Origin of the sequence: Draconibacterium sp. IB214405 (genome assembly GCF_033963885.1) — a bacterium.
Classification (GTDB): Bacteria; Bacteroidota; Bacteroidia; order Bacteroidales; family Prolixibacteraceae; genus Draconibacterium.
On the sequence record NZ_JAXBMA010000004.1, the window covers coordinates 86,461 to 106,485 of the forward strand.

General features: G+C 40.4%; 18 protein-coding genes. 9 read left to right on the top strand and 9 right to left on the bottom strand.

The genetic code is table 11. The features are described 5' to 3' along the window. Positions 1-7 precede the first annotated feature (7 nt). The 9 genes from SLH46_RS12970 to SLH46_RS13010 all read left to right on the top strand — a co-directional run bounded on the left by SLH46_RS12970 (position 8) and on the right by SLH46_RS13010 (position 10,168). Entirely contained in the window at positions 8-1,912 is a 1,905-nt protein-coding gene (locus SLH46_RS12970) for an AMP-dependent synthetase/ligase (protein ID WP_320281622.1), read from the top strand. A gap of 369 nt (positions 1,913-2,281) precedes the next feature. Next, the gene (locus SLH46_RS12975) at positions 2,282-4,765 is read left to right on the top strand and encodes an ATP-dependent Clp protease ATP-binding subunit (RefSeq protein ID WP_320281623.1); all 2,484 of its coding nucleotides are present in this window, start codon (positions 2,282-2,284) and stop codon (positions 4,763-4,765) included. A gap of 34 nt (positions 4,766-4,799) precedes the next feature. After that, on the top strand, positions 4,800-5,246 hold the full coding sequence (locus tag SLH46_RS12980; RefSeq protein ID WP_320281624.1) for a hypothetical protein: 447 nt from the start codon (positions 4,800-4,802) through the stop codon (positions 5,244-5,246). A gap of 39 nt (positions 5,247-5,285) precedes the next feature. Beyond that, entirely contained in the window at positions 5,286-6,671 is a 1,386-nt protein-coding gene (locus tag SLH46_RS12985; RefSeq protein WP_320281625.1) for a DUF5458 family protein, read from the top strand. A gap of 40 nt (positions 6,672-6,711) precedes the next feature. Further along, positions 6,712-7,104: a type VI secretion system tube protein TssD gene (gene tssD, locus SLH46_RS12990; protein ID WP_320281626.1), complete on the top strand. Its 393-nt coding sequence runs from the start codon at positions 6,712-6,714 to the stop codon at positions 7,102-7,104. Positions 7,105-7,147: 43 nt separating this feature from the next. Beyond that, on the top strand, positions 7,148-7,540 hold the full coding sequence (gene tssD, locus SLH46_RS12995; protein WP_320281627.1) for a type VI secretion system tube protein TssD: 393 nt from the start codon (positions 7,148-7,150) through the stop codon (positions 7,538-7,540). A gap of 54 nt (positions 7,541-7,594) precedes the next feature. Beyond that, the gene (gene tssD, locus SLH46_RS13000; RefSeq protein ID WP_320281628.1) at positions 7,595-8,005 is read left to right on the top strand and encodes a type VI secretion system tube protein TssD; all 411 of its coding nucleotides are present in this window, start codon (positions 7,595-7,597) and stop codon (positions 8,003-8,005) included. 19 nt (positions 8,006-8,024) lie between these two features. Further along, a complete protein-coding gene (locus SLH46_RS13005; RefSeq protein ID WP_320281629.1) occupies positions 8,025-9,863 on the top strand; it encodes a type VI secretion system Vgr family protein in 1,839 nt (612 codons plus the stop codon). A 2-nt stretch (positions 9,864-9,865) separates the two neighbouring features. Next, entirely contained in the window at positions 9,866-10,168 is a 303-nt protein-coding gene (locus SLH46_RS13010) for a PAAR domain-containing protein (protein WP_320281630.1), read from the top strand. A gap of 18 nt (positions 10,169-10,186) precedes the next feature. On the opposite strand, the gene SLH46_RS13015 is transcribed toward SLH46_RS13010, so the two are convergent. The 9 genes from SLH46_RS13015 to SLH46_RS13055 all read right to left on the bottom strand — a co-directional run bounded on the left by SLH46_RS13015 (position 10,187) and on the right by SLH46_RS13055 (position 19,927). Further along, a complete protein-coding gene (locus SLH46_RS13015) occupies positions 10,187-11,029 on the bottom strand; it encodes a hypothetical protein (RefSeq protein WP_320281631.1) in 843 nt (280 codons plus the stop codon). A 29-nt stretch (positions 11,030-11,058) separates the two neighbouring features. Beyond that, positions 11,059-11,382 carry a LysM peptidoglycan-binding domain-containing protein gene (locus SLH46_RS13020; RefSeq protein ID WP_320281632.1) on the bottom strand — a complete coding sequence of 108 codons (324 nt, stop codon included), beginning with the start codon at positions 11,380-11,382 and terminating at the stop codon, positions 11,059-11,061. A 133-nt stretch (positions 11,383-11,515) separates the two neighbouring features. Beyond that, positions 11,516-13,366 (bottom strand): hypothetical protein, encoded by a 1,851-nt coding sequence (locus tag SLH46_RS13025; protein ID WP_320281633.1) that lies wholly within the window; start codon positions 13,364-13,366, stop codon positions 11,516-11,518. Positions 13,367-13,369: 3 nt separating this feature from the next. After that, a complete protein-coding gene (locus SLH46_RS13030) occupies positions 13,370-13,798 on the bottom strand; it encodes a GPW/gp25 family protein (RefSeq protein WP_320281634.1) in 429 nt (142 codons plus the stop codon). Positions 13,799-13,808: 10 nt separating this feature from the next. Next, a complete protein-coding gene (locus tag SLH46_RS13035; protein WP_320281635.1) occupies positions 13,809-14,753 on the bottom strand; it encodes a hypothetical protein in 945 nt (314 codons plus the stop codon). A 40-nt stretch (positions 14,754-14,793) separates the two neighbouring features. Next, positions 14,794-15,447, bottom strand: coding sequence for a helix-turn-helix domain-containing protein (locus SLH46_RS13040; protein ID WP_320281636.1), 654 nt, complete (start codon positions 15,445-15,447; stop codon positions 14,794-14,796). A 17-nt stretch (positions 15,448-15,464) separates the two neighbouring features. Then, a complete protein-coding gene (gene tssK / locus SLH46_RS13045) occupies positions 15,465-16,607 on the bottom strand; it encodes a type VI secretion system baseplate subunit TssK (protein ID WP_320281637.1) in 1,143 nt (380 codons plus the stop codon). A gap of 1 nt (position 16,608) precedes the next feature. Then, complete coding sequence (locus SLH46_RS13050; protein ID WP_320281638.1) at positions 16,609-17,451, bottom strand: TssN family type VI secretion system protein; 843 nt, start codon at positions 17,449-17,451, stop codon at positions 16,609-16,611. 250 nt (positions 17,452-17,701) lie between these two features. After that, positions 17,702-19,927, bottom strand: coding sequence for a tetratricopeptide repeat protein (locus tag SLH46_RS13055; RefSeq protein ID WP_320281639.1), 2,226 nt, complete (start codon positions 19,925-19,927; stop codon positions 17,702-17,704). Between the last annotated feature and the right edge of the window lie 98 nt (positions 19,928-20,025).

Consider the following 20,025-nt stretch of genomic DNA (forward strand, 5'->3'; position numbering starts at 1 on the left):
TAAACTTATGAAAACTATTGTTGCGTTATTTGAAACGGCCGTTGCCAACTACCCCGACAATCCGTACCTCTGGGAAAAAACAAAAGGAGAATATCAGCCAACAACCTACAAGCAGACCCGCGAAAAAGTACTTGACCTGGCTGCCGGTTTAATTCAACTTGGTTTTAAAAAAGGCGACAGAGCTGCATTAATCGCCGATGGCCGCAACGATTGGATCATTAGTGAACTTGGAATGCTTTACGCCGGTGGAATAAATGTTCCGCTATCAATCCGCTTACAAAACAACGAACTTGCTTTCCGCATAAAACACAGCGGCAGTAAATACATTTTTGTATCGAAACTGCATGCCGAAAAAGTGGAAGCAATTCGCGAAGAACTGCCCGAGCTGGAAAAGGTGGTGTACATCGATGGCAAAGAAAATCCGGGAGAGAACGATGTTGATTACAAAGAATTATTAGCTGCCGGGGCAAAATACAGAAAAGAAAATGCCGAACAAACCGAACAGGTTTGGAAAGACATTCAACCCGACGATGTGGCTAATATTTCCTACACATCGGGAACAACAGCCGACCCGAAAGGAATTATGCTGACTCACCTGAACTATGCAGCCAATGTTGTACAATCGAATTCACTGCTCGATTTACAGTCGGAATGGATAACACTGGCTATTTTGCCTTGGGATCACGCATTTGCGCATACCACTTGTTTGTATGTTTTTATGTATAAAGGTGCCAGTATTGCATCGGTTGAAATTGGCAACTCCCCAATGGAAACCTTACGAAATATTCCTAAAAATATAAAGGAAATAAAACCTTCGCTAATGATGAGCGTGCCTGCCTATTCTAAAACATTTAGAAAAAATATTGAGGCCGGTATCCGCAAAAAAGGCGAGTTCCTGTATAAAGTTTTTCAGTTTGCATTAAAAGTTGCCTATGCACACAACGGTTATGGCAACAACCGCGGAAAAGGCTGGCGATTCTTTTTGAAGCCGCTTTACTGGTTGTTCGATCAGGTATTATTTGCCAAAGTTCGTGAAGGATTTGGCGGCAACCTGCAGTTTTTTGTTGGTGGCGGTGCACTTCTCGATGTTGAACTTCAGCGTTTCTTTTATGCCGTTGGTTTGCCTATTTGTCAGGGCTACGGACTTACAGAAGCGGCCCCGGTAATTTCATCGAATGTGCCACACGATGTTGTTTTTGGTTCTTCCGGCAAATTGGTTAAAAACCTTGAGATTAAGATTCTCGACGACGATGGTAATGAAATGCCTACCGGCCAAAAAGGAGAGATTGTGATTAAAGGCGACAACGTAATGAAAGGTTACTGGAACAATCCGACTGCCTCTGCCGAAAGCTTGAAAGGCGGCTGGCTCCACACCGGAGATATGGGCTACATGGGGAAAAACGACTTTCTTTATGTTTTAGGTCGTTTTAAAAGTCTGTTAATTGGTAACGATGGCGAGAAATACAGTCCTGAAGGAATCGAGGAAGCACTGGTTGACCAGTCGCCGTATATTCAGCAGGTAATGCTGTATAACAATCAAAATCCGTATACAACCGGAATGGTTGTTCCTGATATGGAAGCTATTAACCGTGAGTTGAAACACCGCGGAATTGAAAAAGGTAGCGATGAAGCAGCAAAAGCTGCCATCGAAATTATCCAGAAAGAGATAAACGAATACAAAAAAGGCGGTAAATACGAGGGAGAATTCCCCGAACGCTGGCTGCCTGCAACAGTGGCCGTTTTACCCGAAGCATTCACTACCGATAACAAAATGCTGAATGCAACCATGAAAATGGTTCGTGATAAAGTAACTGCTTACTTTGATAAAGAGCTCGAGTTTTTATACACATCCGAAGCCAAAAATATTGTTAACGAGATGAATATTGAGGCCGTAAAAAATTGGATGAAGTAAGAATAATAAATTACCACCGGAAGATATCGCCGGTGGTAATTTTAGACCTCCTATCCTTCCCTTCTCAAACATTTCAGTTTCTATAAGTAGTATGTTCCCCGCAGTCCGTCCTTTTCAAAAGCCAACTAAATAATTAATTAAACATTGTTCTAAATTTAAGTAACTAATTACTTGATATTAAAACAATAATGCCGTAAATTGTATTCAATTCGTACGCTACCCTACTTCTTAAACAGAAGTTCTCTGTAAACAATTCTGATAGAACCCGAAATCCCTAATGAAGGTTTCTGTCTGACGAATTAAAGCACAGCGATCCAATTAAGTACATCCGAAACCAGAGTGTAATGGTAAACTTTTAAATACATTACCATGGACTTTGTACTTTCCGACAAACTAAAACAGGCGCTCAGCATTGCCCAGGCTATTGCCAAAGAATTTATGAATGCAGAATTCTCTCCTGCACATCTCCTAAAAGCACTTTTGCATAAAGAAATTGGTCTAATTCCGGTGTTGGAAGCCATGGGTAAAGACTTTTACTACATGGAAGAATGGGCCGAGATGCGTATTGAAACCTATCCAAAAGCCAGCAAAGTTGCCGACCAACCAACTGCCGACATCGATGTAAAAGCAGTTTTTAACGAAGCTGATAATGTGCGGCTAAAACTTTCAGAAGATACCATCACCCCGATGTGTGTTTTGATTGCACTAACTATTCCGGGTGTTGGGTTTACTTACGAACAACTCAAAACTTTCGACCTGAAGGAACAGGAGTTGCTTGATCGGGTAATCGAAAATGCCACACTTGATAATATTATCGGAACAGAAGAAAACAAATCCGAAGCGGGCAAACAAACACAGCTAAAACAAACCGCACTACTTAAATATTGCACTGATTTAACTGCAGATGCTCAGTTAGGAAAACTCGATCCTGTTATTGGCAGGGATAAGGAAATAAGAATGATGTCGGAGATACTTGGCCGGCGTTCTAAACCCAATGTTATTATCATTGGCGATCCGGGTGTTGGGAAAACAGCTTTGGTGCATGGATTTGCCCAAAATATAGTTGCTGAGAAAGTTCCTGAGAACCTGAAGAACATAAAAATATTCGAACTCGATTTTGGTTCACTCATTGCCGGCGCATCTTACAAAGGTGAAGTTGAAGACCGCATTAAAAATATCATAAAAGAAATTGAACTGTTTGAAAAAGCTATACTTTTCGTTGACGAAATTCATCTTCTGCTCGATAGTCATGCCGGAGCGTCGGGAGCAGCCAACCTGTTAAAACCCGAGCTCGACAAAGGTAATCTTACCGTTATCGGCACAACATCAATTGACAACTATACTAAATCGATAGAAAGTGACGAAGCTTTTAAACGTAAATTCGAAATACTAAAAATTGAAGAACCCGAAACAACCACTTGTGTTCGGATGCTTGAAAAGGTAATTCCTGTTTACGAAGAACATCATAAAATTAAGGTTAGCAAAGAGAATCTTGAAGAAGCCATTCTTCTGTCAAAACGGTACCTGAAAGAACGTTGTTTACCCGATGCAGCCATCGACCTGATCGACCGCTCGATGGCAGTGGTAAAAATGATGCACGATACGGGCACCACTGAAATAGAAACATTAAAACAAGAGCTGGCAGATCTAACAGAAAATAAAAACAACCTGTTGGATGATGAGTTGAAAAAAGAAATTCTGTGGTTCAATTCGCAACTTAAAGAACGATTGAGCCCGGTAATGCTGATAAAATTAACCGATGAGCAGGATGCCGAAAAAGCCGGCACTGCCGACGAAATGAAAGTCATTATAAACGACACACTCGATAAACTTTCGAAACTCTCGAAAGAAACCAACGACTCACTCGATAAATCGGACCTGGCTGCCGTGGTTGCCCATAAAACGGGCGTACCAATCGGGAAAGTTCAAACCCAGGAAAAAGAACGTTTACTAAATATTGAATCGCACCTGAAAAAGCGTGTCGTCGGTCAAGATCATGGCATAAAAAGTATTGCGGAAGCTATACGTGAATCGCGCTCAGGACTGAGCAAACCCGGACAACCCATCGGATCGTTTTTCTTTCTCGGGCCAACCGGAACCGGTAAAACCGAACTGGCAAAAACGCTGGCTGAATTTCTGTTTAACGACGAAACTTCCCTCATACGTTTCGACATGTCGGAATTTAAAGAAGAACACTCTGCAGCATTGTTATATGGAGCCCCTCCCGGATATGTTGGTTACGAAGAAGGCGGTTTACTGGTAAATAAAATCAGGCAAAAACCATATGCCATTGTACTTTTCGATGAGATAGAAAAAGCGCATACTTCGGTATTCGATATTTTCCTCCAAATTCTCGACGAAGGCAAACTTCACGACCGCCTTGGAAAGGAAGGTGATTTTTCGAATGCCGTTATCCTTTTCACGTCCAATATTGGCAGTTCGTATATCGTCGACGAATTCAACAAGGGCAATATTCCACCTTCGGATAAACTGGCCGAAATAATGGAAAACTATTTCCGTCCTGAATTTCTGGGTCGTTTAACCGAAATCATCCCCTTTGCTCCTATCAGCGAAGAGAATGTGGTAAAAATCTTCGACATTCATTTAAAGAACCTTTATAAATCGCTAACGGCACAAGGCATTGAATTGACCATTGAGCAGCAAGCGAAAGAAACACTGGCCAAATCGGGTTTCACCCCAAAATTTGGTGCGCGACCTTTACTTGGAGTTATTCGAAACAAACTTCGTCGGCCATTATCTCGTAAGATCATAGCCGGTGAAATTGCCAGCGGATCGAAACTTAACCTGAAACTAGGCGAAAATGAAGAACTGATTTGGGAATCAACAGATTAACGCTAATACAATTAATAACTTAAAATAATCGATTATGCAAGAGTATGGAATAGGCGGAACAGAAGTAAAAGGCGATGCCAGCGAAGCATTTGCCGAGATACCGCAAAACCGGACTTTATTATGTGAAAAACTCACAGGTGATGCACCAATTAAGCCAAACATTGTTGAAGGGCTTCAAACCATCGACGATGTATTCGAGCACTACAAACCGGAGGTGGAAGTTGATTTTGAGGATAGCGAAGGAGTTGGCAAGGAAGAAACTCTTTCATTCAGGGGATTGTCTGATTTTGGGATAAAAGGAATTACTACCCAAAGCGAGTTTCTGAAAGATCTGAATATTGAAAAAGAGCAATACCAGAAAATTATTAAGCAGCTAAAAAGCAACAAACTATTGCGAAAAACACTCGAAAATCCGGATACAAAAGCCGACTTACTGGGTGTAATGTATGCTTTGATAAAAGAACTGGAGGAAGCAAAGTAATTACTGACTGATAATTATTAACACTTAAAAATTAGAATTATGGCAGAATTAGAAAGCGCACAAAATATTGCTCAATATAAAGAGAAAGTTGCCGAGAATGTAAAGGGAATTGAAAATCCGGCAGAACAGCTTAAAACCGGTCTCGACAAACTCGCTGGCAGCGGAGGTTTCGACTTGTTGGAAATGGCTTTTAAAGGCGTTGAAAACATGAATCCTGAGCGGAAAGCCCGTAAACGAATTTTCCTTTCGGAAAGTGCTTACAAAAACGAACGCGAAGAACTGAAAAAAACACTTCAGTTATGGGCTGCGGTGCTGGAATCGTCAAGTAGTATTTCGGACATGGTTGAGGCAAGTGAGAAAAATATTGAGGTGGCCGAAAAAACCTACAAAACAAATATGGCCAAAGTCATTGAAGCTACAAAAGAGCTGGAACGTTCGTACCGTTCGGTAGCCTTGTTCTTTAAAAATACAGAAAGCACCAAACTAAAGAATCTTTCGGTAATGAATGCCGATCTTGAGCAGCTGAAAGATCTGGATGATACACGTTTTATCGACGCTGTTCAGGCAGAATTGGTTAACAGTTACGACCGACTGGACTTACGCGACAATTACGGAATTTTGGTTGTTCCTGGTTACCTGGGATCAAACAAGGTGGTCGAAAAGTGGGCAAAAATTGCACACGAAAATAAAGTAATGTTGGTAACCGACTTTGAACACCTCGACAATCCTGACGACGTAATGGATCTGTTTGAGATGGCCAATTTAACCGGTGGCGATATGTACCGGTCAAACGTAATGATGGCCTGTAACTGGCTGGTTGGCCGCGACAAGTTTGATGAAGTGGGCGAAGATGAAGAATTGTTTGTTCCGCCATCGGGAGCACTGGCCGGAACCATTTACAATACTTTGATGTCGCAGGTGGCTGCTGGTAAAAAACACGGAGGTTTGAACGAAGTTGACGGTGTAGCTTTCGACCTGAAAAAAAGTGAAATTGCCAACCTCGAAAAACTGGGTTTGGTTCCGATGGTGAACGAGTACGGAAAAGTTATGGCCTTCTCGGCAAAAACATTGTTTAATGGCGACAACCTCGGTTTACAAACTTATTCCGTTGTTCGGGTTTTCGACTACGTAACCAAAGTTATGATGGATTTCCTTAACCGTCGTGCATTTGAAAACTTCAACGTTAAAACACGAAAAGAGATACTTTCGCAGATCGTAAAATTCCTCGACAGCATAACCGGTCCCGGAAAACTCATCGAAAATTTTTCTGTGAAACGCTTTGAACAGGATCCGGTACAGAAAGACCGCATCTATCTTGATATTCATATGACACCCTATTTCCCTGCCAAAAATTTCATGATAAAAATGGATGGTCAGAAAGGCGACGATGGCACTGAATGGGATTCGGATTATGAACAGAATTAACCTTTTAAACAGTTTTTACTAATCATTAAACAACCAAGTTATGTTAGCAAAGTCGAATATTTCAATCGAAGTGGATGGAAAAAGCCATCCTTTACAAAGCTTTAGCTACAGCCTCCGTCAGCTAACCGATCACACAGGTCAACCCGCTTCAGAGGTTCAGGGAGGAGAAATTCATATTTCGCTCGAGTCAACAGCACAGAACGAGTTTCTGGAATGGATGTGCGACAGCTTTATGCGCAAGAATGGTAAAATTACCATGATGAAAAGTGAAGAAGAAGGCAAATTGAAAGAGTTTGAATTTAAAGAAGCCTTTGTAACTGATTTTAGCGAATCGTTTGGCGAATCGGGAAACGGAATGATTACACTTTCGCTTTCGGCCAAAGAAATACAGATGGGAAATGCACTACACTCCAACGAATGGTTGGATGATTAGCCGGTTGATAACCTTTTTTCAAACAATTTAAATCTGAAAAACTATGTCATTTAAAGCAATATTTAAAACAACCGGCCAGGAATTTAGAGTATTAAGTTCCAGTTATAATGTGTACCGTGCCGTTGACGAAATGGGAAGACCTACCTCATCCACCGTAGGAGGAGAAATTAGTATATCGATGGAATCGAATGCCAACAATTTGTTCTTTGAGCACATTTGTGTAGGCGAAATGCTAAAGGAAGGAACAATAACCTACATTAAACGCAACGAAGAAGCAACGATGAGAGAATTAAGTTTCAACAATGCTTTTATTTCGTCGTTTAGCGAAACCTTCGACCACTCAGGAGGATCAGGGGCAATGGTTACTTCAATAACATTGGTAGCCCAAATAATTACAATGGGCAATGGTGAAATCATAAACGAATGGAGTTCGTAAAACCGCACCATTCTGCTTTCTGATTTTATATAAACCCTTTAAATAAAAAGTGTTATGTCATTATCAGCCCGTTTACATATTTCAGGACACCGCAAAGAGCAAAAGGGAATTCGTGTGATTGAAAGTGATTTTGAATTTGCACAGGATGTCGACACCACAACCGGGCAAATTTGCGGCAGAATGAAGGGCGGAAAAATCAATATTTTACTGGATATCGAAAACGATGGTGAACTTTTGCACTGGATGTTTCATAACGTAGTAAAAAACGGGAAAATTATTTTTATTGGTTTACCCGAAGGCAAATCGATTAAAACCATCGAATTCGAAAACGCTTACCTCATCTACTACAAAGAAGTATTTAAAGAAGTTACCAGCGTTAATATCAGGATTACGATCTCCGCGCAAAAAATGACAATTGCGGGTGAACAAATGGAGAATTCGTGGACCGGATTCAGAAATGTATAAACAGCTAAAAGTGTAAAAAATGGCTCTCGCATCAGGAGTAAAAATAGAAATTGAAGGAGTTGAGCTGGAAGACTACACTTCGCTTGAACTGACCCAGAGCATATACGGAATGAACAAATTCAAGGTGGTAACCCGGCTTGATGCTCTGGAAGAAGTTGACGGATTTATTCTCAATAATTCAACGAGTTTTATAGGCTCTGCAATCGTGATAAATATCGATGTCAGTCAAAAAGGAGATGGCAGCGAAGCCGGCAGAATTGTTTTTAAAGGATTGATAACCGATGTTCAGGGATTAAAAGTATCCTATCTTGATAACGAGAACATTATACTTTCAGGATCAAGTCCTGAATTTTTGCTTGAAGACATTCCTGGCTGCAGATCGTTTGTATTCAGGAACCTGGATCAAATCGTTAATGAGGTATTAAGTCCGTATCCCCGCGATTTGCTAAAATGCAATGTAAATCCTCGAAGTAATACCACTTTTGAATATACAGTGCAGTATAATGAAAGTTGCTACCAATTTCTCCGTCGTTTGGCAACACGTTATGGAGAATGGATGTTTTACGATGGCACTGAATTGCATTTTGGCCAACTAAATTCAACAGCGGCTACCGAACTGGTTTTGGGCTTGGATCAAACCAGTTTTGATTTCAAGATCAATTTAAAACCACTTAATTTTAAATACAGTTTTTTTGATTACATAAATAACGAAACAATCGAAAACCAAGCCACCAAATCAAAAGGAAGGACTCAACAAAATGAGATTGGAGCATTAGCTTTCGACAAATCAGCAAAACATGCGATTTTCCAACCGCAATCATTTGTCAACAACGTTAATGTTTCGAAAGATAACTATGCCCGACATCTCACCGAGATGGCTGAGTTAAAAGAAGGTGCACAGGCTGCCGGAATGTCAACTGTTCAGGGTAGCAGCCTAAATCCTTTGGTAAAATTAGGTGGTAAAGTTAAAATCAAGGCTCTAAAGGTGTTAAAAACCGGCGAAACGGATTACGGAGAATATATTATTACAGAGCTCAAGCATTATTGCGACAATCTTGGTTCATACAAAAACGAGTTTCAAGGTGTATCGGCCAAAACGACAATACCGGATTATACAAATCCTGAGGTCAAAGTAAATTGCGAACCACAAACTGCAATGGTTACCGACAACAGAGATCCTGAAAAACTGGGAAGAATACGGGTTCGTTTTTTGTGGGAAAAAAGTGGAGATCAAGGACCGTGGATTAGGGTAACTAACCTGCATTCGGGCGTTGGACGTGGCGTTTATTTTACACCGGATATTGGCGACGAGGTTTTGGTTGGTTTCGAGGGAAACAACCCCGAAAGACCTTTTGTTATTGGCAGCGTTTACAATGGTAACGGAAAACCCGGAGATGTTTTCCCGCAACGCGCTAACAATATTAAAGGACTAATATTTAACGGCTTAAGCATTCAATTCAACGAAGAATCGGGAACAATGACCATCCAAACTCCCGATAAAAAGCAAATTATTTTAAGCGATCAGCAAAAATCAGTAATTGTTGAAGACGAGAATAAAAATAAGTTTGAACTTTCAACAAAAGGGATTTCAATGAATAGCAGCAAAGATCTTGTTATTCAAACAACAGGATCGATCTCAATCACCGCCGGCTCGGGAATTGATATTACAGCAGGAGAAGGTTTAACTACGATGTCGGGAGGAGCAACACAAGTTACCTCCGGAGGAGCCTACACCCTTAATGCAGCTACCAGCGCAGGCATTACTGCCGGCACTAGTGCCTCTGTTTCCGGAGGAGTTTCGGCTGAATTAAAAGGAGCAACAACAACCATTCAGGGAGCACTTGTAAAAATAAATTAACTATGGGACAACCAGCAGCACGACTTACAGATATGCACACGTGCCCGATGCAAACACCGGCATTTCCATCGCCAATACCACATATTGGTGGCCCAATTGCCGGACCGGGAATTCCTAATGTATTGATAGGAGGATTACCTGCTGCCGTAGTTGGCGATACCTGCATCTGTGTTGGCCCGCCCGATGCAATAGCGAAAGGCTCGGCAACCGTACTAATTAGCGGACGACCCGCTGCACGAATGGGCGATTCTACGGCTCATGGCGGTACTATTGTTGTTGGCTGGCCCACGGTTTTGATTGGATAATAGAAATGCCTGGATCATTTATGGTGGTGTGACATTTTCATCTGCTGGAAATGACTTTCCTAGATTATTCAATATCTTTAATTTAATTTGTTTCTCTATTCCGTACGCATCTTTTTCTTCTGGTAAAGACATATACATTCTAGCAAATCCCCTGGTTTTTGTTTTTTCTCCAACAAATCCTTGTGCTTTGCGATCGATCTCCCCTAAGTATCTGTCGTATGATATTTTCATCCAGTCTATTACTGCATTCTTTAAGGTTCCACTTCTTTTATCCATCCACAATGGAGGTGTAGATGAGATAAAATTTTTAAAATAACTTCTGTGAGTATCAGCGTGAACGATAACCTTTGTAGGAATATTTAACCAACTTTTTACAATAGCCTGTCTTGATCCTGAATCAATTACTTCGAAAGGATTGCCAGTCTCATAAGCTTGTCTTATTTCTTTTGGCGATCTTCCTTTCATAGCAAGTTGAATCTTATTTGCCAGATCCTTTGTTGGAAATTTAATTTCATTTGACAACACTCCCTGAGCAATTCTATATGTTTGTTCTGCGTGCCGACTTTCATGATAAGGAGTTAAGGCCCACTCAATAAAATACTCCAAAGTTATATTATCAAATTGGGCATGGTATCTGTTTATTTCTATTCTCCATAAACCGGGATAATGCACGCCAAAATCTCCAAAATTGGCCTTGGAATAGGCTCGATAATCTATAGGAGGCATAAACGTGGTACAACTCTTTACTGCTTTCAATGCTTCATTAACCAATTGATTAGTACTAGAACTCCTCCAATTCTTCCATAACTTCGAGACGACATTGGCATACTTTGTCATATTAGATTCATATTGTAAGCTCATAGTTGTATGTTTTAATTGTGAATTACTATTTAATTACGACTTTTCTTTGGTATCATCAACTTCTGTCCAACCTTAATCAGACTCCGGTCCTCAATATTGTTGGCTTCAACTAGGTCTTGTACTGTTACACCATATTTTTGAGCGATCACCCAAAGGCTTTCTCCTTTTTCCACCACATGAATAATTGGTTCCAAACTTTCTTCAGGTTCCTGATTTTCCATGTCGGCACTTAAAGCGGGTTCTGATGTATATTCAGATGACAAGTTTTCCTGATCGTTTTGAGTAGTTTTTTGCGATGTTGAACAGGCTACTATGAGGCCCGATATAAGCAAGAAAAGAATAATATGTTTCATTGGTTAACGGTCTTGCATTTAGCCTATACAAGTTACAAAAAGCAGCACCAATAATCAACTTTTTCGGGCAACAATACACATCTTAAAACAAAGATTATAAATTAGTTACAAACACAACCTGATTAATTAGAACTTAACGATTGATAAAACAACGATAAGGCAAAACATTCGCCGACTGCTCTTCCAGTTTCAGGAGAAAATCTTTTCGCATAAATTCAAGATCTTCCTGTGCATACTCTTCTGAAGTCGCAACGAGAGTAACAAAAATATCCAGGGTTTGGGAAAAACCGCTTTGAGTTCCCTGACCGGTTTCCAAACCTTTTTTTATTTCAACATGCTTTATCTCCTTGCCAAAATGCTCGTAACACAATGCCCTGATATCTTCTTTTGTCACAATCCGGCCATGCGAAAGAACGGCCTTCCGATAGGCGTGGATCCGGTCTTCCGCATCAAGACTTTCGCGACCGCCAACCGTTGGAGTTACCAGCACAAGCGAATCGGGCGACAATCCTCCACCATCATAAACGAACAAATATTCACCAGCTTTTATTTTGTTGGCAAAGCTGCCATTCGTCGTCCAGAATTCCACAAATATTGTATCATCTTCTGCAACTGATTTTAGTAACAGATAAGGAATATTTCGTTTTAAAACCTGGCTTTCCTTCAGGCGGCTTTCAAGACGAGTTATGGTTTGGCTCAGTTCTTTCAGTTCTGTAGTGATCATGTCAGCTCCAATTATTGAGAAGGCTGCACTTTCATCGCGAAGTAGTTCAAGCAAATAATTAATTACTTCAGCAGCATCGCGAGAGTCGAACCTGCCAACTCCCCCATTTCTAAGGATATAAGTTTCCTCTTCAATATCGTTTATTCCTGAAAAGGATTTTCGGGTAAACTGTCTGCCATTGCTGCTCGAAACTGCCTTGATATCGAAAAACACGTCGTCGGTTAACAAGGGCAGAATATTAATGTAGTTACGGGCCGATTGTGTAAACTCCTCCAAATGACGGTTTAGCACCGGGAAACAGTTGATTGCACAAAACAGATCATCAACAACATCGGCAGGCAAAACCTGAGGAAATTCCACTTTAAACCATAACAAATCGTTATCCATTTTTTGTACAACACTGTTATTAAACCAATTATAAAACTCATCAGGCACACCATACTCATATTTTTTAAACTGATTTAATACAGGGCCATTAATGGTTTGAAATTGTTTGTGGTAATAGCGGCTGATATGTTTTATGGTTTTTGTACTTACATCCTGCTCCATTAGCAACAAATTACTCAAAGTATCGGCCTCCGAATTCTGGATTGGCATGCCCTGTTTAAAAGGAATTGTTTTTCCGTTTATACTCCAGTTTGCCTTTGATACCGATTCGTAAAAACTCCTTTTGTACACCTCATTTCTCAAATCAAAAAACAGGGAAAGATCTTCAAGCGATTCCAGTGCTGAATTTAACTCCACTCCCAGCCAAAATTCTGAAACCTTAAGAGCATTTGCCTGGTTAGCCATTGCCACCACCTCCTTTTCAAGGCGTTCGTTAAACTGATACATTTTTGCAGCCGAAACGAGGTATTTTACCTGGCCGTCGAAAACCCGGAAGCGCCCCGTTGGCGAGAAAAATACGGGTTTTTCATTGGTCTTGTGCTCTCCGCGCAAAGCATATCGTTTATTCAGATAAAACTGATAGTTCTGGTCGATGTATTGATCGGCCTCGTACGAACGTGCCTGCACAATGGAGTGAGCCGGAGACGGACCGGCTATTGGTCCCGGCGTGAGCAGTTCAACCAGCTTTTCCAATATTCTCGATTCAACCGTATGAATGTCAGTAGATATTTTGGCCAGTTCGTTAGCCAGTGCACCAAGAATTAGTCCAACTACCGGATCAAAAGCACTTTCGGATTGCGTATCCTGAAAGCCCCAGATTCGGGATGCATTTTTGAGCATCCTGCTACTTATTTTTTCTTTCGATTCTTGCATAATTTAGAAATAAGATAATGGTCCGATAAAAAACTGATCGAAATGCGAAAACGGTTCGTTTGTTGCACGCAACCTACCGTTTACCCTTAAACTTATTCTGCTTTTGATCCTGCGCTGAATCAAGCGGTAATCAATTTGTTCGATTTGAATATCAACCAACACATCGCTTAACCTTTTTTCCTGTGTTTCAATGGTTTTCTGAACTGACCGGATTAGTTTCTCGCGATATTGTTGTGGATTACTGATGTTCTCAAAATCATGCTCCCAAATTTCACAACCAAACGACTGATCGTGTTTACACTCTCCAAAGTAGGTTACAGCAATTAAATGCATCATTCCCGATACCGATTCCAACAGCGAACATTTTTTATGATCTCTTTTTTGGATTAAAAGTCCAGGTTTTAATGGCAATGTGTAATATTCCGAAATCATACGATACTGTTTAAATTGCTGTTTCGTAACCCAACACCGGCCCCGATTCTTGTTCTTTCAGCTCGAAATTCTGTTTACTGGTATCTACAATAATACTGGTTGAAACATTAAATTCTACCGGTACAAAGTAGTTGTAAAAACATTCCAGAAACCGCGACATTGGCGCATCTTTTAAAAATTCCTTTGGCTGAATACTGGTAAGCGGTCCTATTTTAAATCCGATGCAAAACTGACGGTTTCCCGGCTGAAATCCGGTTACCAGATTTACGCCAAGTTTACAGGCACCTAATGGCGAGCTGTTTATCACGTCGGTTCCGGATGTTGAAGAATTAGTTGTCAAGCTTCCTCTTTCCACTTCAACCTTCTCTCCTATTACAGCCTCCAGACATTTTGCCGTTAGCAATAAATTACCTGCGATTTTGTGTGCCAGATGGAGAAAAAGTACCATTCGGTAAACGTATTCCCGGTTAATCGAACGATGCAGGTTCCACAACTCGGGATAAATATCGTTAAAGATCTTCTCGCTAAAACGGCTCAGTATATTACGTTCTTCCAGCTCGAGTTGAACGCGCTGAAAAAACAGTTCGTTCTCGAATGGCAGGAAAAACAGGCGTGCCTCGTTTTCTTCTTTTTTTAACTCTACCGAATCTTCCGAAAACTTGCGTTCTTTGTCTAGCTCATTTCCTGTTTTTTTATGAAACAAACCTTGCGGTAATGAGTCGTATAAACCGTCTCGGTTTAAATACAGCTCCATCACCTTTTGGTAGTTGGCCAGATCACAATCATCAACACGATCAATATCGCGCGAATAACGTCTTTTAAACAAACCTTTTGGCCTTACAATAAAATCTTCGGACGAGATGCCGTTTTCAAGCAATTCAGCCATCACCGCCTCTGCCCGAATATCTTCGTAAATGGTTTTAACGACGTTTATTATTTCATCATGATCTGTCATGAATTGAGATTGAGTGGTGTTTAAGCGGGTGAGAAACCGGCTAATCGATCATCCCCAACTCTTTCATTCGTTTCCGCAGTTTTCGCTCGGTAGTTCCAAGGTCCTGCGCAGCCAAACGTTTACTTCCATTGTATTTATCAAGTGCCTTTTGTATCAGGTCAATTTCCTTTTCCTGTAATGATTTTGCTTCTTCCTCTTCAATTTTTTGCGAATGCTCCGTTATCTTTTCCTTTAACTCTTGTTGTTTACTTTGGCTCTTATTCATTTCCTTCTCGAGTTCAACCTTTTCGTTCCAGGCACTAAACAAGTTATTGAACGTATAAATGATATTGTCGTAAAGGTCGGCACGCACACTGTCTTCTTCAATTTTTTGCAGATAATCTTCCATTTGGTTGGTAGCGTTTGAGTAACGCAGTTGGATTTTATCGCGGGCTACCTCATCTTCTTCGATTTGGAAAGCTGTAAACAAAGCTATTGCCGAATCAGTTTTTCGCAGAAACTCACGTTCGAAAGTTTCATTTTCAGCCAGTTTTTTTAGTGCATCTTCGTACTGTTCGCTATTCCATTCGGATTCTAACTCCGGCATCCTAAAAGCGTAATACATAGGAATTGCAACGATAATTACAGCCAAAACAAAAAATAGCAACATTTTTAAAACGGCTTGTGTTCGTTCTTGTTTATTTAGTGGATCCATAGCAATATGTTTTAATTTTAATCAACCAGGAAGCTTGATCCGGGTTTTTCTTTTTGTTCTTTTACAAATATCTGACGGTCTTTTTTCTTGCCAATAAAATCGAGATTGCTCAGTGTTCCGCAAATCTTAGAAATCGCATTTACAAAAGGCGCCAAACGGTTAATCGATGCGTTGATATCATCATGATCATAATGATACTCAATCGCCTTACTCAGCATTTCCTCAAATTCTCCCTGTTTCAAGTTACTCCAGTCCTGAATGTAATTCAGCAGTTCCTCGCGGTTGGCAGTCGATTGTTTGTTAATCGAGTTATTTAAATTTCGCGCCATCGCAGCCATTTGCTCGAAAATAAATACCGGCGGATAATACCTGGCCATATTTCGGAACTCAATAACATTCACGTCTAAAAACAAAAGCAATGCATTGGCAACGTCGGCAACGGTTTCGGCAATCGATGTTGCTTGCCGTTTGTCTTCTATACGCTTCAAGATACTTACGATATCAATCTCAATCTGGCCGATAACTTTTAGCAATTGTGCGTGGTACTCTGCCAGTTTTGGGTGACTGTAAATGGTTTGGCAAGGTGGTATATAATCTTCGTCCAATTCGGCTTTGTCGCCTTTATAAACTACTTTACCAATTACCAGTGCGTTACCGGTTCGAACACTGTCGATTTGCGAAACCGGATGCAACGACAAGCTATAAAGTGGTAAAACAGACGGCATTCGTGGAGGTGTTTCGGCTTCGTCGGGAATACCAAAAGGTGTACGCTGAAACGGATTAACCATTAATGCAATGTAATGTTCTTCGCCATTCATCGGCTCTTTTTCAACACGAACCTGCGGAATACTCACCTCTAGTTCCCGGACTGAAAAGTAGTTGTTTTTAATATCGATTCGGAAACCGCCGCGTGTAACAGCGCTACAATTAATTACTTTGGCGTGAAGCACACCCTGCGCATCAATATCGAGCACAATATTAGCTTCGTTAAGGCTTAAATTATTTTGCAGGAGCAATCCGTAATTAAAGGGATTAACAAAGGCCAGATAGGTATTTACCGCTTGCTGGCTAATGTTTAAATCAGTAGCAATAAAATGATCTTTGTTTATTTTCATCCCGTCAATCCAGTTGACCGGAAAGTGGTGTTTTGTGGTATTCATTTTATTTCTCAATTAAGCGTTTGCAGACAATAACTGAATTTTCTTTAATGAGATTAAAGCTGTTTGTCTCTTCCGGATCGATGTACCTGATTTTGCTAAACCATGAAGGTTTTATGTAAAAAATCCATCCCCAGGGTTTTTCTTTTTCGTTCAGAAACTCGATTTTTTCATCCGGATTTCGGTGGTTGTAATCATTTATAAAATAGTAGAATAGTTTACCAAAAATCATTTCTTTCGGTGCTTTTGCCCTGAAACTGGTCATTCCAACATCGTCGTGTTTTTTCTTAAACTCGAATCCCACTACCAGCGGCATTTCCATTTCCCTGTCCGATGGATCTTCGATATGTTTATCAACCGGATAATACCATTTCCGAAGTATCTTTACAGGAATCGCCATATAACGCAGAACACTTCCGTAAAAAACATAGGGCAATACAAACAGAAACAATGTGATAAGATACACTCCGGCAAAGAATTTAAAATCTGTTAAGACAAATACCAATTGTAGGACAATTCCTCCTAAAATAGCGGTAAAAAAAGTAAACATCAACTCGGTTCCGAAAGACTTTTGGTCGCACCACGCCATGATGTTTTTGAGTATAAAAACATTGGTAACGCCCAATACCAGCATCCAGATCCCGAGTAAAATATAGGTAAGATTATAACTTATATCGATAAGACTTTTTAAGCCTAAAAATCCTCCGGCTCCAATAATAACAGCTAACAGAACAGCATAAATCAGCGTTTTTAAAAAACTTGATTTTACATTCTTATTTTTTAATAATAATCCCAGGAAAATCAGCGCGAGAAGGATGAAAACAAAAAGCAGTAGTTTACTTCCCATAGCATTCAAGTTTATTATGATTTATAACAATGCTTAGTTCTATAAATTTACAGGAAAATTGTGTATTTGTCAACAAATTTTATGGTTAAATAATTGCTAACTAACGAGTCAGAAGTTATTCGCAATCTATTTCCTAAATAATATAGCAAAGGCATTCGGAGCGTTTTCGCAAAGAACAGTCAATGGAAAACACACAGATGTATTAACAGATTGGGAGATAAACAGGAAAGGATTAAAAGATTCTTTTTGCTTATTCTTCCACAAAATAACGCAGCTGATCGAGCATGATTGGCACATCATCTTTGTCAATTCCCAATCCGATTAAATAATGTAGATCTTCGTGAAAAACCTCGAAAAACTCACGCTCGGTAAATTCGGTTTTAACGATTGATTGTTTGTAATAATCCAACGCCTCTTTGCGTTTTCCCAAACACCATTGCACGTGCCCCATATTCATCAGGTCGTGTTTATTCGGAGCATCATCAATAAGCTTTTTAAAATATTTCTCTGCCTGCTCAAACTTACCTGCAATCAACGAACACCAGCCAATTGGTTTCCACACCTTTTTGTTATCCGGCATCAGGTACTCCACCTTAAAGTAAGTTTTCAACGCCTCTTCAAAACGCTCCAATTCAAGCAAACAGTGGCCAATATTCAGCTGAACATTTAAATTATCTTCATCCAGCAGTTCCACCTCGCGGTAATAAGCCAGGGCTTCTTGCGGCTGTTTTAAATTACGGTAACACAATGCAATCTTATTCAGGTTCCACTTTTTATTCAGCTCAAAGAGCTCGGCACTTTTATAAGCTTTTAAAGCCTGTTCGAAATCGCCCAGCTTTTGATAACAGTAACCCAGTTTTTGATACAACTCCCCGCTTTTCTCCTCATTGAGCAGGTAATTAAAAACTTCGGCGGCTTCGTTGTAATAATTCTTCGAAAAATAGTATTCAGCAATATTCCGCACAATGGTTGTTTCTTCTTTCAGAATTTCGCCAAGTGTTTGCTGGTTATGGAAGTCGAAACGCCAGTTAAAAATATCTTCAAAATCGTTTTTACGCGGATGCAACTTGAAAAAGCGGTACAAATCCTGGATGTAAAGATTTGATACATACCCGGCCATTTTCCCGGGTTCAGTCAGCTTTTCGTCGTTTTTCATCTCCTCAAACTGCTGCATTTCGGCATTTAATCCTTCGGCCATAAATTCGCGGTTTTCAGCCGGAATATTTTGCAGACTGAAGCAGAACGAATATTTATCGGAGTTGCATAAGACCGGTGCCTGCGCAATCACATTTATAAAACGTTCGTTAATACTATCGTTACGATTTACCACAAAATCGATCTCCGGATTTTTTGGGAAGAACGGCATAAACCAGTTGGCAAATTCGCTAAAAAACGGGAACATTTTCAGCATGGCAAACGAGCTCATAAACACATCGGCTCCTTCCATCTGAAGCTCCGAAAACTCTTCCATTTTATTCATCAATCCCGGCGAATCCTCAAAAATCTTTTCCCATTCAGGATTTTCGTCGTCGCCAAGTGCATTGTCCATCAAACTGTCGAGATTGATTTTGTCCTTTAAATTCGGACTAATCTTTATCATCTCAGGCATGATCTCGTCAGTAATCTTCTTCTGAATCTTTTCGGTCTCCTTACTTCTGATCAGCTGAATAATAATTTGCTCGATATTTTGTTTGAATTCGGGATTTTCGTTCAGCAGTTTCAGGCGGCCTATTATCGCCGGATAATACGGCAAACGACTGTCGTAACGATAAAAACCGATGAGCAAACCGACAAGAGCCCGCTGATTTACATCTGCCTCCCCGAGCTCGTAGGCATCAAAAAGGATCGAAAACTTGGCCTCATCAAAATAACGCAGTAAACTCATCAGCACAGCCGAAATTATAAACGACTTATACGATTTCTCTATCAGCTCACTGTTAAAAAAGGCCTTTAGAAAAACACGGTGCTCATCGTTCAATTCATTCTGAAACCAAATAAAATAAAACAATGAAACTACCTTCTGTTGGTGATCGCGGGCTTTTATCCGCTTCGACGATTGTTGCACCTCGGCATCGTCAACCAGCTGTACCAGTTGTTCCTGCAGGTAAAAATCTTCCAGTTCGTCCAAAAGTGTGGTGAAATTTATTTTTTCGGGCTGATATCCGCGCTTTTTCTCGTAAGTAACCGACGATGACATTTTCAGCCTTAGCTCATCATAGATTTTGTCGTTCAACTCAAAAACCGATACGATTAGCTTCTGATATACCTTTTGCCGCTCGGGATCCTGAATTCCTTCAACCGTATATTTTAACATGTAGCTGTAGTTCTGCTCCAGGTTGCGCCATTCATCGAGGTGAATAAGCAAACCGCTTTCGCGAATAAGGTTTTCCAGCAGATCGAAGGCAGGTTTTAATTTCCGCTCAGCCAAATGGTTGCAGATACTATCGTATTTTATTTTAAGGTCTTTGTCGTTCATAGCTTATCAAAGTTACAAAGACAAAAGTTTATCAAAAAGCTTTCCAAGAATTGTTATCGGCGGATTTGTCGTAAAACGGGTATTTGGGGCTGACAAAG

Excerpts from the sequence above, each read along its gene's own strand:
- SLH46_RS13030 (WP_320281634.1), bottom strand. The coding sequence starts at position 13,798 with ATGATTTCGGAATATTACACATTGCCATTAAAACCTGGACTTTTAATC.
- SLH46_RS12975 (WP_320281623.1), top strand. The coding sequence starts at position 2,282 with ATGGACTTTGTACTTTCCGACAAACTAAAACAGGCGCTCAGCATTGCC.
- SLH46_RS13055 (WP_320281639.1), bottom strand. The coding sequence starts at position 19,927 with ATGAACGACAAAGACCTTAAAATAAAATACGATAGTATCTGCAACCAT.
- SLH46_RS13050 (WP_320281638.1), bottom strand. The coding sequence starts at position 17,451 with ATGGGAAGTAAACTACTGCTTTTTGTTTTCATCCTTCTCGCGCTGATT.
- tssD (WP_320281626.1), top strand. The coding sequence starts at position 6,712 with ATGTTAGCAAAGTCGAATATTTCAATCGAAGTGGATGGAAAAAGCCAT.
- SLH46_RS13020 (WP_320281632.1), bottom strand. The coding sequence starts at position 11,382 with ATGAAACATATTATTCTTTTCTTGCTTATATCGGGCCTCATAGTAGCC.
- SLH46_RS13025 (WP_320281633.1), bottom strand. The coding sequence starts at position 13,366 with ATGCAAGAATCGAAAGAAAAAATAAGTAGCAGGATGCTCAAAAATGCA.
- SLH46_RS13005 (WP_320281629.1), top strand. The coding sequence starts at position 8,025 with ATGGCTCTCGCATCAGGAGTAAAAATAGAAATTGAAGGAGTTGAGCTG.
- tssD (WP_320281628.1), top strand. The coding sequence starts at position 7,595 with ATGTCATTATCAGCCCGTTTACATATTTCAGGACACCGCAAAGAGCAA.
- SLH46_RS12980 (WP_320281624.1), top strand. The coding sequence starts at position 4,800 with ATGCAAGAGTATGGAATAGGCGGAACAGAAGTAAAAGGCGATGCCAGC.
- SLH46_RS13015 (WP_320281631.1), bottom strand. The coding sequence starts at position 11,029 with ATGAGCTTACAATATGAATCTAATATGACAAAGTATGCCAATGTCGTC.
- tssD (WP_320281627.1), top strand. The coding sequence starts at position 7,148 with ATGTCATTTAAAGCAATATTTAAAACAACCGGCCAGGAATTTAGAGTA.
- tssK (WP_320281637.1), bottom strand. The coding sequence starts at position 16,607 with ATGAATACCACAAAACACCACTTTCCGGTCAACTGGATTGACGGGATG.
- SLH46_RS13035 (WP_320281635.1), bottom strand. The coding sequence starts at position 14,753 with ATGACAGATCATGATGAAATAATAAACGTCGTTAAAACCATTTACGAA.
- SLH46_RS12985 (WP_320281625.1), top strand. The coding sequence starts at position 5,286 with ATGGCAGAATTAGAAAGCGCACAAAATATTGCTCAATATAAAGAGAAA.
- SLH46_RS13040 (WP_320281636.1), bottom strand. The coding sequence starts at position 15,447 with ATGGATCCACTAAATAAACAAGAACGAACACAAGCCGTTTTAAAAATG.
- SLH46_RS13010 (WP_320281630.1), top strand. The coding sequence starts at position 9,866 with ATGGGACAACCAGCAGCACGACTTACAGATATGCACACGTGCCCGATG.
- SLH46_RS12970 (WP_320281622.1), top strand. The coding sequence starts at position 8 with ATGAAAACTATTGTTGCGTTATTTGAAACGGCCGTTGCCAACTACCCC.